The 16,477-nt window shown below is 46.9% G+C and carries 14 protein-coding genes; 7 read left to right on the top strand and 7 right to left on the bottom strand.

Annotated elements, in window-relative coordinates; translation table 11 throughout:
* Positions 1–2: 2 nt before the first annotated feature.
* Genes ACR2PX_RS12605 through ACR2PX_RS12595 form a run of 3 tightly spaced genes read left to right on the top strand, consistent with a single transcriptional unit; the run spans position 3 to position 1,627 of the window.
* Positions 3–386, top strand: a complete 384-nt coding sequence (locus tag ACR2PX_RS12605; RefSeq protein WP_433999710.1) for a nitrous oxide-stimulated promoter family protein — start codon at positions 3–5, stop codon at positions 384–386.
* Positions 383–1,228 (top strand): NAD(P)-binding domain-containing protein, encoded by an 846-nt coding sequence (locus tag ACR2PX_RS12600; RefSeq protein ID WP_433999709.1) that lies wholly within the window; start codon positions 383–385, stop codon positions 1,226–1,228. The genes ACR2PX_RS12605 and ACR2PX_RS12600 overlap by 4 nt, the downstream gene beginning before the upstream one ends.
* A complete protein-coding gene (locus tag ACR2PX_RS12595; protein ID WP_433999708.1) occupies positions 1,229–1,627 on the top strand; it encodes a YbaN family protein in 399 nt (132 codons plus the stop codon).
* Here ACR2PX_RS12595 and ACR2PX_RS12590 read toward each other — a convergent pair.
* Genes ACR2PX_RS12590 through ACR2PX_RS12580 form a run of 3 tightly spaced genes read right to left on the bottom strand, consistent with a single transcriptional unit; the run spans position 1,620 to position 10,138 of the window.
* Positions 1,620–9,416, bottom strand: coding sequence for an RING-HC finger protein (locus ACR2PX_RS12590; RefSeq protein WP_433999707.1), 7,797 nt, complete (start codon positions 9,414–9,416; stop codon positions 1,620–1,622). The two genes, ACR2PX_RS12595 and ACR2PX_RS12590, sit on opposite strands and share 8 nt — an antisense overlap.
* Before the next feature lie 57 nt (positions 9,417–9,473).
* Positions 9,474–9,647, bottom strand: a complete 174-nt coding sequence (locus ACR2PX_RS12585; protein WP_433999706.1) for a hypothetical protein — start codon at positions 9,645–9,647, stop codon at positions 9,474–9,476.
* 2 nt (positions 9,648–9,649) lie between these two features.
* Positions 9,650–10,138 (bottom strand): hypothetical protein, encoded by a 489-nt coding sequence (locus ACR2PX_RS12580; RefSeq protein WP_433999705.1) that lies wholly within the window; start codon positions 10,136–10,138, stop codon positions 9,650–9,652.
* Positions 10,139–10,498: 360 nt separating this feature from the next.
* Here ACR2PX_RS12580 and ACR2PX_RS12575 point away from each other — a divergent pair, with 360 nt between their 5' ends.
* The 3 genes from ACR2PX_RS12575 to ACR2PX_RS12565 are packed head-to-tail and all read left to right on the top strand — an operon-like array spanning position 10,499 to position 12,167.
* Positions 10,499–11,098, top strand: a complete 600-nt coding sequence (locus ACR2PX_RS12575; RefSeq protein ID WP_433999704.1) for a YceI family protein — start codon at positions 10,499–10,501, stop codon at positions 11,096–11,098.
* 59 nt (positions 11,099–11,157) lie between these two features.
* Positions 11,158–11,667 (top strand): DUF2878 family protein, encoded by a 510-nt coding sequence (locus ACR2PX_RS12570; protein ID WP_433999703.1) that lies wholly within the window; start codon positions 11,158–11,160, stop codon positions 11,665–11,667.
* Positions 11,664–12,167, top strand: coding sequence for a chalcone isomerase family protein (locus ACR2PX_RS12565; RefSeq protein ID WP_433999702.1), 504 nt, complete (start codon positions 11,664–11,666; stop codon positions 12,165–12,167). Before ACR2PX_RS12570 ends, ACR2PX_RS12565 begins: the two co-directional genes overlap by 4 nt.
* Before the next feature lie 24 nt (positions 12,168–12,191).
* Here the strand turns inward: ACR2PX_RS12565 and ACR2PX_RS12560 are convergent, their stop codons facing one another.
* From ACR2PX_RS12560 to ACR2PX_RS12545, 4 genes are all read right to left on the bottom strand, one after another.
* Positions 12,192–13,022, bottom strand: a complete 831-nt coding sequence (locus tag ACR2PX_RS12560; RefSeq protein WP_433999701.1) for a hypothetical protein — start codon at positions 13,020–13,022, stop codon at positions 12,192–12,194.
* Between the two features lie 349 nt (positions 13,023–13,371).
* Positions 13,372–14,076: an HAD family acid phosphatase gene (locus ACR2PX_RS12555; protein WP_433999700.1), complete on the bottom strand. Its 705-nt coding sequence runs from the start codon at positions 14,074–14,076 to the stop codon at positions 13,372–13,374.
* Positions 14,077–15,201, bottom strand: a complete 1,125-nt coding sequence (locus ACR2PX_RS12550; protein WP_433999699.1) for an HAD family acid phosphatase — start codon at positions 15,199–15,201, stop codon at positions 14,077–14,079.
* 271 nt (positions 15,202–15,472) lie between these two features.
* Positions 15,473–15,661: a hypothetical protein gene (locus tag ACR2PX_RS12545; RefSeq protein ID WP_433999698.1), complete on the bottom strand. Its 189-nt coding sequence runs from the start codon at positions 15,659–15,661 to the stop codon at positions 15,473–15,475.
* Between the two features lie 429 nt (positions 15,662–16,090).
* Here ACR2PX_RS12545 and ACR2PX_RS12540 point away from each other — a divergent pair, with 429 nt between their 5' ends.
* Positions 16,091–16,381, top strand: coding sequence for a hypothetical protein (locus tag ACR2PX_RS12540; RefSeq protein ID WP_433999697.1), 291 nt, complete (start codon positions 16,091–16,093; stop codon positions 16,379–16,381).
* Positions 16,382–16,477: the final 96 nt, after the last annotated feature.

Genomic DNA, 16,477 nt, shown 5'->3' with positions numbered 1-16,477 from the left:
CTATGAGAAAAACGACAGAGCCCCTCACAGGGGCACTACTCTACGAGCATAAGACGATTATTGCCATGACGCGCATCTACTGTCGGGATCATCATTCCGACAGGGAGCGTGAACAGGGGCTTTGTCAGGAATGTGGCGAGTTTATTGAATTTGCCGGATTCCGTTTGAGTCAATGTCCTTATGGTCAGGTAAAACCGGTTTGCCAGAACTGTCCAATCCACTGTTATAAAAAGGATATGAAGGAAAAAGCCCGGATTATCATGCGTTACGGTGGACCCCGAATGCTGTTGAAGCATCCGGTTATGGCCATAAAACATTTACTGCATGCTCGAAAACCCAATCCTGAATTGCCAAAGAATAAGCGTGGCAGGGGAGAAAAGCCGTGAACACCCAACCCAGAATCAGTATCGTTGGCTACGGGCGAGTGGGCCTGCCATTGGCTGAAGTGCTTGTCGAGAAGGGCTTTGAGGTCAGTGGAACTGTTACCAGCCAGGAAAAGTGTAATAAGCTGAATGCCGCAGGAATGAAAACCTCGGTGTTGAAGTTTCTACCTGAGCCTGAAGGAGATCTTGATGCGGCTTTCAATACCGATATCCTCATCGTGACTGTGCCTCCATCCAGGGAGCCCTCAGCCAAAAAAGAGCCCTCAGCCAAAAAAGAGCCCTCAGTCCAATTTTCTGTCATTATGCAGCGCATCGCAGATGAAGCAGAAAGTCATAGTGTTCAAAAAGTCCTGTTGATCTCCACTACCTCTGTGTATCACCAGACCGGTGAAGTTGTTCGTGAGGACGATGCTTCTCATGACAGCGATGCTTTTCTGGGAATATCCTGGCTACCCATTGAAGAGCTTTTCACAGAGAGTGCTTCTTTTAGTATGACGGTCGTTAGGTTTTCTGGCCTGATGGGCAGAGGCATTAATCCAGGCTTGTACTTTTCTGGCAGAGAGCTCAAAGGGCCTGACAGTCTGGTTAACATGATTCATGTTGATGATTGCGTTGGCATCATGACGGCCATTATTGAGCAGGAAGCCTGGGGTGAAGTCTTTAACGGCTCAGCAGATGAGCACCCTGCCAAACGTGATTTTTATACTGAGGCCTGTAAGGTGTCGGGTTTGCCTGCACCTGAGTTTGTAAATGAGGCATCTCCTTATCGAATCGTGAACAGTGATAAGGTAAAAAGCCAGTTGGGTTATCGTTTTAAATTTCCTGATCCCATGAAAGGTTTTTGAATGCTTCGAGTGTTGTTGGCATTAATCGGTCTGCTGTCATTAGCAGCAGGTGTACTGGGCATAGTGTTGCCACTCTTGCCACTCTTGCCAACAACACCCTTCCTTTTGTTATCGGCCTTCTGTTTTGCCCGCTCAAGCCAACGTCTGCATCACTGGTTGTTGAATCACCGTCACTTCGGGGTATTGCTCAGTAACTGGGAAAACCATCGTGGCATGAAGGCCAGCCACAAGCGTCGTGCCATCCTTTTTACAATGCTGAGTTTCACGTTCAGTATTGTTCTTGCGCCTATGTGGGAAGTCCGGGTTTTTCTGATTCTTATGGCTGTTTGTGTATTGACTGGTATTTCCAGAATTTCAGTCATTCCTGATGAACAGAAAAGCCGTACGTTGATTACCTGAAATTTTCTAAGCCCTGCATGGGCTCTCTGCATTTATGACAGGGAAGTGGATCATTGGGGTGGACCCGTTTGTGGTTGTCCATAAGCCGCTGCAGGCATTCATTGCAGATAGCGTGCCCACAAGGCTTAAGTCGTACATCACTGATCTTGTCCATACAGATCGAGCAAACCTTGTCCCGCGCCATTTCCAGAGTTGCTCTGGCAAAAGTCCGGCAGAACTGTTCGGCATTGATTCTGCCTTCCATCAGCTGATTTTCTGAATCTCCAAGATAACTGTGCATCTCTTTCAATACAGTCTGTCCCAGCTGTTGAAGTACGGCTGCAGGAATCTCTGGCTGTGTTTTTTTATAACAGTCTTTTATGAAATCAATCAATTTCCCCACAGAGTAAGACAGCGGTTGGGGCAGATGAAAAGGTCGAATGTAGGGACATCCGGGTCTGAGTGCCTGATGGGCATACCAGGGATTCACCTGTCCAAGATAAGGAGTGATATTCAACTGGCACTGAGGGCATTCAATCTGACGGCTTTCCTGATTGTACTGAAAACCAGCCAAGGCGAGTTCATTGGCATTGATGGCTCTGTGACTGTTGAGCAATGAACTTCTGCGTAACTCCAGTGCGGCCCCATTCGGAGGGTGGTGAAGTCTTTGGTTCAGGATTGATTCAGAACAAAAGTCGGTTTCATCTTTCTGGCTGGATTCCGGACATACAAGACAATGGTTTAACAGAGGCCAGTTATGCACCTTGCCACAACCTGAGCAGTACCATTGGTGCCCATACCCCAGTGTTTTTTGTAAGAGTGACAGTGGAGTAAGAACCAATGGGTGATTCGGGTGGTTTAGCAGATACAGGGCTGAAGAAGGCTCTCCGGGGCTGAGAGATAGTGTCGGGTGAGGATGCGCGACAATGATGGAGCCCAGTGTCCCGTCGTGTATAGGCTGCAAAAAATGCAACAAGGCCGATGCCATATGCTCTGGCAGCAGAGGGTGACTCAGAATCAGAGAAAGATCAGCGGGTTGAATCTGATTTCGGTCCGGGAATATCTCCTGGCCTGCCAGTACCGATAGTGCAACGGTCAAAGTGTTGAGGTTAGAGCTTGTACCGGAGGTTTCTGTATAAAGGATACCGGCTGTTTCAATCCCCTGATCATTCTGAAACCGGACCAGTTGAGCCGCTTCAAAGTTCGGATATCTTCTCATCTGGTTCAGCGTCTGGAGCAGCGCTCTGAGTTGAATCAGGTATTGGGCGCGATCAGTATCTGGCCAATGGGTTGAGTGTTGTACGACGGGGTAAGCTTCACCACGGGTCTGATATTTCTCAGGAGAGCCCGCATCCTCAGATGGTTTTGCGACTGGACAGGCATACACTGAAACCCTGCGTGTCCGTGCTCCCTGTGAAAAATTCGCAGCAGTAAACAAGTGGCACTCTTCACTTAGAATGTCCATCTGACTGTTTTGCCAGACCAGTTTTACCTTATGTGTCTGGTCAGAGTCGGATACATGAACCACAAATAGACTGTTAGTATCATAGGTGGTCAGCAGTGGGTTCTCCTGGCTCAGTTGTTGCTGAGCAGCCAGCTGTCGGATCACTCTCTGGATCAGGAATCTTTGAGTCCAGCTGAATGCTTCTTCATCGACTATATGAGTCAGTCCCGGAATCAGGTTATGTCTACTCCAACTGTGCCGCTCCAGCGTATCCAGAGTTCCGGATGTTGAGCAGCCTGATTCCCGGCATTGATAAAAGGTATTACTGGCTGCTACAGCCAGAGATTCATGATCGGTATAGGGTAACAGGCTCAGCTCTTGTTTAGCCGCGCAATAAGGGCAGGTTTTGGTTGAACTGTCTTGAATGGCTGTGTTGATGCATTTAAGGCACAGTGTCGTTTCGCAACACTCCAGCCTTTTAGGTGACTTCAAAACAAGGTTGCAGTGCTTGCACTGGACGGCTTTTCCTCTGGTCTTCCCCTTATTGATCATGGCAATGGGAACGATCAGGCGCATCTCTGTATCAAACCAGCTGGAGTTCTCCCTGACATTTTCCACCATGTCCCGATAGTCTTGAGTCATTCGCTGCTGGGGAGGCTGCAGATGCCACTGATGAATCAGTTGGGCTAAAGCCTGCCGGTAATGGAAGCGGGATGCTGGCAATATCGGGCGGGTCCTGATCAGGCCTGCAATCAATTCCGTGCTTTGTGCAATCTGCATAGACTGGCTATGACTGAGATGGTGGCTACTGAATAGTCCCAGTAAACCTCGAGCTATGTCTGTGGAGAGAGGAACAGGACCCGGTTCGGTTTGCAGGTTTTTATAGAGTACGAATTGCAGGTAAGGGGTATGTTGATTCAGAGCTCCGGTTTCCAGACGAATAGAGACGTTGTCGGGCATTGGCTGGGCTTTTTGCAGATCAATCGCTGCGTTTTCTATCTGTTCAATGAGTCCGGGGAGAGTGCTCTGAAGTTGATCCAGAGGGATGATCCACCATGCCTGGACTTCACCGTCATAAGGCAAATGGCTAAATTGCCCGGAATATGGGGGATGACCGGAAGTTGTTAAAGCCTTTTGGGGCGGAGTTATCTCCGGAAGATGGAAGTGACTTCTGAGCTGCTGGTTCAAGGCTTCAATCAAGAAAGCTGGCTCAGCAATGCCACGAACATTACGCAGGTTTCTGTTTATCTCCGGGTGGAGAAGGCTTAAGGGCACCCAGTTCAATATATCCGTTTGATGGTGAAGGCGTTGATTGATTTGAGCCGCCAGAGTGGGGGTCACCAGGAATGATGAATCGATCAGGGTAATATCCATGGGGAAGTGCAGTAAGCGGCTGATCAGTCCCAGGCCGGAGTGACTGAAGACTGTGCCGAGAACTCTGGGATCCATGAAATGACCATTCTGATTGAGGAAAGCGTTTAGAGTGTCTCTTAGACGATCAATGTTGTTTTTCTTACGGGAAATCTTTTCAAGTGCTTTCGAGTCCAGTCCCAGAAAGTATCCGGTAACTGCCCAATACTCTGTCAGATTATGACGGTCTGCCAGAAAAATAATGCAGTCCACAAGGGATAGGGTCGAATCGTTGTGCTCAATGTCCGGAGCCAGAATCTTGCAGGATTCCAGAGAGTGGTGAAGGAGGCTGGGTAGAGTGGCTGGATGTTGCTCCTGTATGGCTGAAACCAAGGGGAGCCAGCTTGGTATACCGGCCGTTTGCCATTGAGTCAATTTACGCTGTTCCAGCTCCTGAATATCCAGCAGCCCCGGGTATTGCTGTAGAAAAAGGGCGTATTGATAGCTTAGCGATTGAACTTCCACAGTCGTTGATGACGGGTGCACAGGTTCTACCAGGTTATGAGTCAGCAGCGTATGAATCAGTGGCGTATCTGCTTGCTCCGTAGCCTGGATCATCATTGCGCGTGAAATAGCTTTCCCAGAGAACAGGGCTTTCAACAAATCCTGATTGTTATTCTGATGCTGCTGATAAGCCAGGACAATTTGTTCAGGCTGGATGCCTGTCAGCCAGGCTAGCAGCAGCCACTTTTCCTGAGCAGTATCCTGCTGAGCCAGCCAGTCCAGATCCTGTTTGGTCATACTGCCTTTCAACCATTTATCCTGATCAAACTTTTCTGAACAGAGCACCAGAAAGTCAGGAATATGCTGAAGAGCCACCGTGGGAATAGTCTGGTTTGCTTTGCGGCAGTTCTGACGTGAATTCAGCCAGTGTCTGAGGGTCAGGTCTTCCCAGACATGTCGGGTATGATCGAATGCGATCAGACATTGCGGACAGAACAAATGTTTTGCATTACAGCTCATTCCTGCTGCAGCCAGAATATCGGGATGGCAGTGCAGGGGTAAGGAGCAGAGAGCATCCAGTTTGGGTGGCGCGCCTCCTTCTATGAAATGGCTGGCTGAAGGGAGTTGAACCGATTGCAGGTTACGGTTCAGATTCTCAAGCTCTATAGCCAAAAGAGGCAGTAACTGTCGGGTTGTGATAGATGGGGCTGTATTGGTTGAGGGTAGCCAGTGCGCCATATTCATCAGTTCCAGAATAGGTCTGAGATAATAGGGCAACAGCTTCAAGCAGCTTTTCTCTAAAAGACTGATACTCTGCGCCATTCGAGGGTATTTTTCTTCCGGGAGCGGTTGTCCCGTCATGATTTCGAGAACCAGCTGGGCAAATGCTCCGGGATTGAAGTCCTGTACCAGACCTGGCTCAAGGAGAATACCGGGAGTTGTCAGTTCCGGATCAAAAGCAACCAGATGCTGTAAATGGAGAGGTCGTTGAAATGAAGGGTTCTCCTGAATCAGCTCAATTAAAGCCTTCAGGTATCGGACACGAGTCTTCAAAGGCCAGGCATTAAAGTCATGCAGTAGCGCTGTCAGAGTTTTCAAGCCCGGTTTAATATTGAAAAAAGCGACAGTAGACGGGTAGTTGCCATCGTACTGCTCTATATGAGAGTAATAATCGCCTGGCTCACCACCCTCCGAAGAAGCTACCGTGATAACTTTATTCTGCATAGGAGGGCCAGACCGTTGCAGAAGAAGAGAGGGCGCATCATGTAGCAGGGTGGAGTGGTGATTTGAAAGTACCATCAAGTATTGGGGAATCGCACCCGGTAAAAGCGCTCTGAGATTGTCGGGATGGGTGAGCCTCAGGAAGAGGAAGTGATCAGTGCTGCGCTCATTGATCATGGATTGCTTGGGCCACTTTTTTTCAGCGGTGGCATAAAGCCATTGGTGAATCAGTTCTCGAAATGTTAGATGAGGGTCTGTTACTTCGTTATTCCATTCATACACTGTGAAAGATCTTGATAGTTCCTCGAACTCAAAAGCGTATTGACTCTCATCTATAGCCACCAATTTAAAGAACATGGAAATAAAAGAGGAGAGATAGGTGCGGGAGGCCTCCCTATCAAGCTGCTTATAGGCCTGTAAGGCAGAATCGAACAGCAATGAACTTTCGGCCGGGGAAACCGGAGCCTGTAACAGCCACTCCAGCAGTAATTGTTTTAAGTTGCTACGAATGCTCAGGGTGTGTGGCGACGATTGTGGAACAGAATAAATGACCAGCTGACTGGCTTGTGTTCCTAATTCCAGCCACATACCCTGAAGAATGACATTGGCATGCTGGCCTTCGGAGATTTTTTGCAGGGTATGAAGAGCGTTGGTCACCACACTGAAGAAAATCATGGTATCGCTGAGCGAGTGACGCTGGCTTTCAGAAGGGATCATAGTGCCCATGTACCGGCTACCCAGAGGCAGTTTATTTGTATAGGCCGGATAGATCTCTTCTCTGACAAGAGAGGGGTTGGATATAAGCCGGTAAAAATTAGGTGCGGATTGTTGTGGGCTCAGATAGAGGGCATCATTAAGAACCGTTCGCCAAGTGTCGGGAAAATGCCCAATCAACAAGTGGTCGACTTGGGTATCCCAGTCTTTTACTGTCAGAACCACCTTTGCGTTGCCAATGCGCTGATGATCCAGAAGGCCGGATAACATCAGTTCAGCAGGCGTTTTGTAGGCTAAATCCAAAGAAGGTCGGTTGGGAAACATTCGGTCTCTGGTTGAGTCGAAGAAACGAATCAGCATCTCCGAAACCGATGCATCGCGGGGGTACTCGGGTAATTGCAGAATACTGGCGATGATGCCCAGTCCGCTTTCCCTTAGAGCCAGTGAGAGTTCCAGTGGATCCATAAAGCCATCCCGGAACTGGAGAGCCTCTTTAAAAATGGCATGAATGACTGACTGCCATTCTCCTTTTATTTCCCTGACTCCTGTTTTAAATGACTTGAATAGTTCAAGCACGTTTGAAGGAAGGCCCAGGTTATAGGCTAACAGGGGCCATTGTTCGTCCAGGTCGTACTGATCGATCAGATAGATGACAGCATCAATTAATTGCTGGGAAGGCGATTGATCGTCTTCCAGCTCCATGTCCAAATGGCCTGTAATAATTTCTAAGTGTCGTTTAAATAGGGGGCTGGAGTGTTTCAGGGAGTCCAGATTAACCTGACGCGTAAGAAGATCATGGGTTGATTGCAGACAGTCCATTACTTGAGCTGCACCCACTTCTACAGCAGGACATTGGTAAATAGCTAACCTGAAAAAGCTGATGTGTCTTCTCAGCTTTATACAGCGAGGGTCTTTGTTGCCAAAATGTTTACAAAGACCTGCAACCACTGTAGAAGGTTTCAGTCGAGCACCCGATCCGGGGGAATAAATTCCCAGTTGTTCAATAAGCGTGAACAGATCCAGGAAGGTGCCCGAAGGCATCATTTCATTAGCGCTGTTTTTTAACCATTTCATGGCAATTCGAGTCGGCGTTTCACGAGATACTTGAGCGTTGGCTTCCGGAAGGTCAATCCCCGTCAGGAAAAAGAAAGTAGCCCAGAGGTGTTTGGCGACCTGGGACATTGCCTGCAGTTCAAGATGATTGACCCGGTTAACCTCTATGGATTTGACCAGTGTGGAGAAATCGGGCAGTTTCGAAGGGTCTACTGATCCTGTTTTGAAGGGGGGCTCTTCCGGTTTTGCTTTGGGGGATGATTCTTCTTTATCCTGTGGATACGCAGCCGGAGGGGGTGGAGAAACCTTGTTTTGATTCTTTCCTTTTTTCTTTTTTTTAGGTGCCATCCAGATCTTTTTCAGTACATCTTCAAGGCTGATCCCGGCCGATTGAAAAAGTTGTTCTTTTGAACGCAGCACCTGCCAGTTACGAGACCATTTTCTCCGCAAGTAAGCATGACCGTCACTTCTACTGAAACCGTTGGCATTACACCAGTCCCGGTAGGATGAATTTCCTGAAGTACTTGGGGGCAGAGCGTAGCCGTTTCTATATACTTCAGGCGCCACTGTGGGAAAAAGTGGACCGTTGATAAATGCTTCCAGCTCAGCTTCGAAGGCAATACTGAGCTGCTGGTAAAACTCACGGGCGGTTATGCTGGTAATAGAGCCATCAGGCCACTTCAACAGGTAGACAACTTCACCATCTACTTCTGCGACCGCAACTAGCAGACCCATACTATAGAGCAGCTGACCTAGAGTATCCCGGGGCATTGAAAGCTCCAGTGCAATATCGGGGGTCGAGGTTGTTGGGGGCAGATAGAGTTTTAGATCGCTTAAGTGATCGACAGATAAGTCAGGCTCAAGTGATAAAGAACGAAACAGCTCATCAATGTCTCTATGAACGTTATGAATCATCAACCGTTGATCTTTAAAGCGCAGAATCAGTCTTAATTGAGGCTGCTTGACCTCAATGAAGTAAAACTCAGAACTTTGATCTGAGTCTTCTATAGGGATTGCCAGTATTTTTTCATGAGCGTTTTCCCCGGCAGGTTGATCCGGATTTGAATCAGGATCAAACTCCGGAGGATAAGGGTCATAAATAATGTAGTGTTTTTCGGTGTAGTCGTTCAGTGAAATGTAATCGTATTCAGCAAAAAGGGGGCTGGGTAACAGAGGCTTATCGGGTAAATAGAGAGGGCTGACATCATCATGAACGTGAAGGGTCAGGTTTTTTATGCAGTTGTAATGAATAATGGGAGGCGTTGTGGGATGCTCAGGTACCAGAAAATATCGAACCTGTTTTCCCGGAGGTGACGTCTGGGGTAACGGTTCTGGTAGCAAATACTGGGAACTGGAAACAGTCTGGTTTAAAGCGGGAGGTGCTTTTTGTAACTGATGCCATTGATTCGTCGCAATGACCAGACTGATCACGGATTCCATTGCATGAATTGATCCTGTTATAAAAAGCAGGAAGGACAGCAAGCTCTGGATAATTTTCATTTGCCAGTAGTTGGCTGTTTTCATTCAACTCCATCCTGAATGTCTCTGATTAAAATACAAAGAGAACTGTTTCGTGAAGGCTCAACCACTTGGGGGTAAGCCAAAGCAGCTGCGAATGAATCGGACAAAATCAAAAATCTGATGGTCGGCATAGTGTTCACTGATAAAGACAGAGAGAACAACGGCAGGGTGCTGAGTGGCTGCCAGGGTCTGTACTACCGAATCAACCGTTGTTGCCGGATGTTCTGAATCCACGGCTACATTGTGGGTATGGCGATAAGATGAAGGCCAGATGTTGAAGGATTCAGGTCGCTATTTATGGCAAAGTGCATTGTATTCGTTGCCAGAAAGTCGCCTACCAGTTTGTGGGTTGTATTACCTTGCTGGTGGGCATAACTGTATAAAAGATGCAGTTCGAGAATTTGCTGAGCAGTCAGTTCACCATACTTTACGGGTTCCGGTTTAGGGCCTGATGGATCGCGTGGTGGCTGGCTTCTCAGTTCTTCGTAGTCGTCCGGATGTTCATATCTGCCATCGATAACCCGGATTTCAGGGGGGGCTGCAGGTTTGTCCTGGTGTTGCCCCGAAGAGTCTGTGCTGCCACCACCATTGGCCGTTGTATAGAGAATGCTTGAGTCATTGAGTGGGGCAAAATGACCGCACTGTTGCTTAAGCTCTAGCGATTTGACGGTGAAAATGGCTCTGGTGTTGAGTTCCTCATTCCAGCGAGGAATCTTTTCAACCATAATTGTGATGCTTGAACTGGCCTGAACCTGATGGCATAAAACACTTAAAAATAGGACAGTTATCGTATATTTGAAATAGGCACCTGACAGGGCAATGGACTTCATGACAGGCCTCAACTCTGCTCTTCCAAGGTGCGTCTAAGGATAGACGCAGATTTGAATATTTCATTAAGACCGTTTTTATTCAGGTGAGAATTTAGATACAGAAGTTGATATAAAAGGCATCCAGAGAGAACCATAGGAAAATGTAACGTCAGTGTCTTTTTTTGGTCATATTTGACCCTTTGGGGGTTTTACAGTGGAAGTCACTGAAGATAGGATGCAGATTCAAGACGATAAAAAGAAGAATCAGGGAATCTTATGAAGTTTGCCAGCATTTTAAGGGCAATTGCTCTATCGGGACTGTTGATTGGCAGCGCTCAGGCGCAATGGAATCTTGATAAAGGTCATTCCGAACTCTATTTCACTTTCATTAAAGCAGCCCAGGTTGGTACGGTGGGGCACTTTGAATCCATTGACGGCAGTATCTCTGATTCTGGTAAAGCAACACTGACCATCGAACTCGCCAGTCTGAATACCGGTATTGAAAAGCGGGACGGCCGGCTCAGGGATGTTTTTTTCCAGACTACCCGATACCCCACAGCAGACATTGAAGTGACACTGAGCAAAAACCTTCATGAGCGTCTTGAAGTCGGTGAAACCGAGAAAGTTCGGGTAACGGCGAAAGTTACCCTGCATGGCAAGACAAGACGGTTACGGGAATTATTGAATGTCACCCTATTGAAAGACAAGACTGTCGAGGTGGCTACTGCCAAGCCTCTCCTGCTGGATGTCGGCAAGTTTGGCCTGATGCCGGGTATTCAGGCATTGATTGATCTTGCTGGAGTGAAAAGTATTTCCCAGTCTGTCCCGGTTACTTTTAAGTTACGTTTTAATCAAGAAACAGAAAGCCAGGGCTAATCATGATCCAATGAGGGATCTGTGCCGTAGAATTCAAAAAAGTAATGGATTTTACGGCTATGAAATCGAACGGAAGACTGGTGCTGATTGGAATTCTGTTTAATCTGTTCTGGCTATTGTTGGTGTTGGGGCAAGATAAATACCTTTGGCTAGGTGCATTTTTCCTGCTGTTAAACGGGTTTATCTTTCCACGTAGTATCCTTTTTGCAATCCTTCTCGCTGCTCAAGGTATTCTCATGGACACTGTCCTTGGGTGGCTTGGCCTGTTCCAGTTCGACACTGTCTTTATTCCGTTGTGGCTCATCATTCTCTGGTTGGGTTTTGCTTCTTTCGTCTGGCACATTCAGGAACAAATTCTTGGGCGAGCTCCAGGGTTAATACTGTTGCTGGGCGGTATTGGTGGGATGTTGAGCTATGTGGCCGGAGCCCGGCTCGGAGCGGTTGTTCTGCCGATGAACTTCTACCTGACCGCTTCAGTTCTATTTTTGTGTTGGGTGCTTTTTTCAGTATTAGTGCTGTTCTGGCTCAAGAAATACAAAGAGCGCTCAGGCATGGAGGCCAGCTCATGAAAGGGTTGATTCAAATTGTTTTCTTATGGTTGTTAAGTTATCAGGTATCAGGCAGTTCAGCGGTCTGGAATGATTGGAAAACCGTAGGTGCCAGTCAGCTTACCTGGGGGTTCTGGGTTATTTATGATTCTGAGCTGCGCACACCCGAAGGTATTTACTCATCAGGACAGGATCAACTGGCACTGAAAATCACCTATCGCAGAAACATCAAGAAAGGAGGTCTGTTGCAGGCAACGGACGACCAATGGCAGCACCTGGGTATAAAAGAAAGTCGTCGTAAACTATGGCTGTCTGAGTTGGAAGCTATATGGCCAGATATTCGTAAAGGGGATCATTTATTATTTGTTCTCAATGATGGACGAGGTTTTTTTTATCAGGCAGGTCAGTTACTGGGTACCAGTATAGGGACAGAGCATGCTAGAGCTTTCATTAATATCTGGCTATCCCCTGATACTGCTTATCCGGAGTTAAAGGATGAATTGTTAGGGACTGGTGACTAAGCTGATCCTTTATTGAATCCTAGGCTAAGAGGCCGATGCACATAAATCCAAAAGAGTGTCTATTGAGCTTGTTTCTGGAGTCTCAGCAAGAAGACGATTGGCCTCTATCATGACTTCATTGACTTCCAGGTCATCCTTTACTCGTTCTGGATGATCAATCAGTACAAGGAACATACCTCGAATCTGACAGGTTACGGAGTTTTTGGGAAGGACGCCTGTTATTATCAGATCTGAAAAATCTTTCATTTTCCTGATCAGCTCACGTTTCGGGTGTTGGATGTGGTTGATGCGCTCAGGTTTGGCAAGAATTTTCTGTAACTGTTCTTCAGAGGTTTCATCAGCACATAGATAATTGATTCGTTGTACCAGTAGTTCTCCAAGCTTAATTTTATCGGCTTCAGAATCCCTTCGCATACTATCCAATTCATCATAGGATAGATCAAACGCACCGGCCATTTCGGTGACGAAAGCATGGGCAATACTTCCCATTAGAGGCATCAGAATGGGTTTGTCAGGTGATTGTTTTACCGCCTTAATCAGCTTGACCAGCAGGTGGAAGTCACTCATGGAGAAACGATTTTCCGGATGGTAAGACAGCTTGGATAGAAAAACTTGCTGACAGATATCGTCATCTTGACTCGCTTGGGCTGACTGCCCATGTTTCGACAAGGTATAGGCAGAAATCTTGATATTACTAACAAGATTGCTCAGTGAGTGGGGGTCGGGCTGAAGTTTCTCTAAATCATATCTTAGCCGTTCAGGTGTTCTGAAGTAGTCTGCTACAGGGGGAAATTGAGAGATGGTCACTTTCTTTCCTCTTCTTCTGCTAATGGTTGCATAGGGATTCTGGGACATATCCCTATCCAGGCATGGGGCCTGACTGTTTCTTTTGGAGCCTGCAGATGAAACCTGTCTTTTACTAAAGATGGCAGACATTCTATTTGAGGAGGGGGATGCTCCTTCTTCAACTTTTAATGATGATTTTCTTTGTGGGGGGAGCGCACCTTCCATAATTACCTTTATGCATTGATAGATTAGACCCAATGTCCTGCGTTGATTTCAATCAGAAATAGGGTCTGCCATCCCTGGCTTTGACTCAATCCAAACCTGAACATGAAGTTATTAGAGCCTGGAAACACCTATCTTGTAGTGCTTTGAGTCTGTTTTACGCATTAAGTTTCAAAGTGGTTAGCCATACTGACCGTTATGATATTGGCTGGTCCGGCGCAATCACCTTTTCCAATTGTCTCAGCACGTGCAGGTTATCTTCGGCAATTTCTGCCTTCGTTCTCCAGCGTATCAACTCCAGCTTGGTTCTTGCTGCTTTTGCCAGATCACTCGAAAGCTCGGGCTTGTTATCCTGTTTTGCCCAATGTTTTACCAGCGACTGATGCCAGCCACGATAAAAGATCGGATTGGGCATGAGAATACGACGGCTACCGATTTCTGAAGATTCTTCTGAGGGCCAGTGATCACAGTTGATGTCATGATAAGGTTCGGCATCCGGTTCAAGATCTGCCGAATCATCACCCACATACTGAACAATTCTGTTTCTGCCAGGGATAACGCGTCCGTGTCTTATGGCTTCAAAACGCCCTTTCTTACAGCGCTCCGTCTCTCCTTTTGGCGTAAAACCCTGACAATCACCTTTCATCAGGATCACATCACCTTCCTGAAAGAGACCGTGTTGTTCCAGTTGTTTGCGAGTGGCTTCTCTGATTTTATTGTCAGAGGTTTTCGAATCCGGATTGGGTTCTCTGTTGGTTACCCAGACGACAGGTATATTTTGTTTTCGATAGTGCTGTACCAGCTCTTTAACGCCTTCAATGGCCGGTGCGTCTCCCGATAATACGTAGCGATGCAGTGAGTTCTGACTGCTGAGTTGTCCTTTTGCACACAACCCAGCCATTCACCGACTGTTATTCACAGCGGTACCATCGATGTCTATTACGACGACCTTATCCGATGTGTTCTGATCGTTTATCTGTTTTTCAAACTCTGCACCTGCCCGTCTGCAGGTTTGCAAAGTCAGGGCATCGTAAGACGGACTCTGCATATAGAGCAGTGCCTGCTGCATTTGTTGAGTGAGTGCCGCTGGAGGAGTTTGGCAGGGGAGTTCTGGATCATCCCAGGTTTGTAATGTTTGCTGCCTTTTTTCCTGCTCTTGGGAGGCTGTGGCTTTATAGGGAGTATGAGTAATACCTTCCCAGGAAGGGCCATAGACAGGATTGGTGACAACAAAGTAATCGTTACCCCAGTGCTCCCGGGTCTCTTTTCGGATGGTTTCTCTAAGCTGCTCGGGGCTGACGGATGTATTGATGCCCGAGTCGCCCAGTTTGTCACCAATAAACATGGCTTTCTGACACGTTTTGCTCACGTCTTCAATATGATCGGATTTACTTTTCAACCTATGGGCAATTTTTACGGATGTCTGAGAGACATCCGGGAAGTCGAAAGCTTTCAGCATGGTTATGGTATCAGCCTGAAGAGAAGGGTCAGATCGGCTGGTCAGGTAACAGATTTTCACTTTGCCAGTTGAAGTCGCCTGTTTAAGAAAGTCCTGGGCTCCACACAATGCATAGGAACGCTTGGCCTGAGCTTTCCACCAGGTTGAACTTCTTTCGGGCGTCATATGGTTGCGGCTGCCTGTCAATCCGGAAAAGTAGGGCGTGCTTTCAACCGTTCCGTCATCCAGATCGACAAAGAGAGCCAGCTGCTCTCCTTCTTTCAGATCTGAGATGGCTTCATTCAACGCTTGTGTGGCATGAACAAAGATCTGTTTTAAAGCGATGTGACCTGCTGCAGAAAGCTGTTTCCAGGCTAGACCCATAATCAGGGTTTGAAACAGATCGCAGTGTTCTATTTCCCGGCTGATCAGGCGTTCGGATGGATGAAAGCCGGTTTTAGCCAGTGTTTTCATAGCCTCTGTACTCAGGAAATTATCCAGAACAAGGGCGCGTATCCGCTGAGAAATGGCTTTGACGGAGTCAAGGGTGCTTTGGGCAACTGAAGTGGTGCTGGGAGAAACCTGCATTCTTACATCCTTATAAGAGGGTTGATTCCAATAAAGATAAGACTTGCAGGTGTCTGGAAGGTTCCATGCGTCAAGAGTGTATAAATCGTGTTGTTATCTTATCAACCCCTATGGAGGCATTAGAAAATATATAGAGGGTATGAAGGCAAATAGTGAGGGCTCAGCCAAAAATAGTTTGAAGACTTGAGCTATTTGCGTCTGACTTTTTTGTTACTACCCATATATGGATGGGTTTTAGTGCTGATTTTTCAGATACTTTTGCACTGATTCTTCAGCCTGTCTCTCTTCTTTGGTCTTCGTCTTTTTCATGCTCGTCACTCAATTCCTCGGGATCGGGTGAAAAGATCTTATCTGGATCACCTGTGTAGGAGGGTTCATTCTCAATGAACATTTTGTCTTTCTTGAATGACTCACGCAGCTTTCTGCGGATTTCCTCGAGTTTTTCTTTGTTGGGTTTCATATTCAGTCCTCCACATTTTTATAGAGGTAGGTCGGGTTCATGTCCGTTCCGGCTCCTGCCACGAAGGTATAATCCAATGAGGCATAATAGCCTAAAAGCTTTGATCGAGTACTAGCTTTGCAGCTTTAAATTTAAATTCTTCTTTTATAACTGACGATTTCTTGCCATGAAACACCTTTTCTAAGGTGGCAGTAATACCACCTAATGATCATTAGACCACTGCAGTATGACTGTGTCAGCTGGTTGTATGGTTTGCTCTGTTCTGAATGCTTCAGAGTGAGTCGGAAGAATGCAAAGTTGAAAATATCTCTGTAGTGAACAACAGTCATCTGTAGTAGATTGATCTCGAATAAGAACAACAGCCTGAAAGGGTGTTAGGTTGAGTAGCCAACTAAGCCAGCCCTTTCTCAGAACAAGCAGGACGTTAGAATGCTGGCAAGCCACGAAGATGCAGAGCGACGTTATGACTGTATTCGAAAGGAAGCAATACGAGTCGCGAACGAGATACTTCAAGAAGATTGCTCAGGTGTCAGTCTGAGCACCATAAACAATAAAGCACTGAACGACTCAAAACTCTGGGATAAGTCTAAATCCCGTGCTGTGGACTGGGATTGGGTAGAGGGTTACAGCATATTCAGATTTCGTTACCCCAAGCGTTTTGAAATGGCTCTCTGGGAAAATCAGAGGTTGATACTCGATTCTGCAGTTTTTAGCGTTTGACGAAGGAAGATTCTTGTGGACTGCGGAACCAGTCTACTACTGTGACTCTTGTGCCAAGCCTAGCGAGGTACAATCAACATCACAGCAGCAGGCTGG

It is taken from the genome of Endozoicomonas sp. (assembly GCF_051008435.1).
In the GTDB taxonomy this organism is placed as follows: Bacteria; Pseudomonadota; Gammaproteobacteria; order Pseudomonadales; family Endozoicomonadaceae; genus Endozoicomonas_A.
Note: the sequence above shows the minus strand (reverse complement) of the source record. Positions and strands in the feature narration are given on the sequence as shown.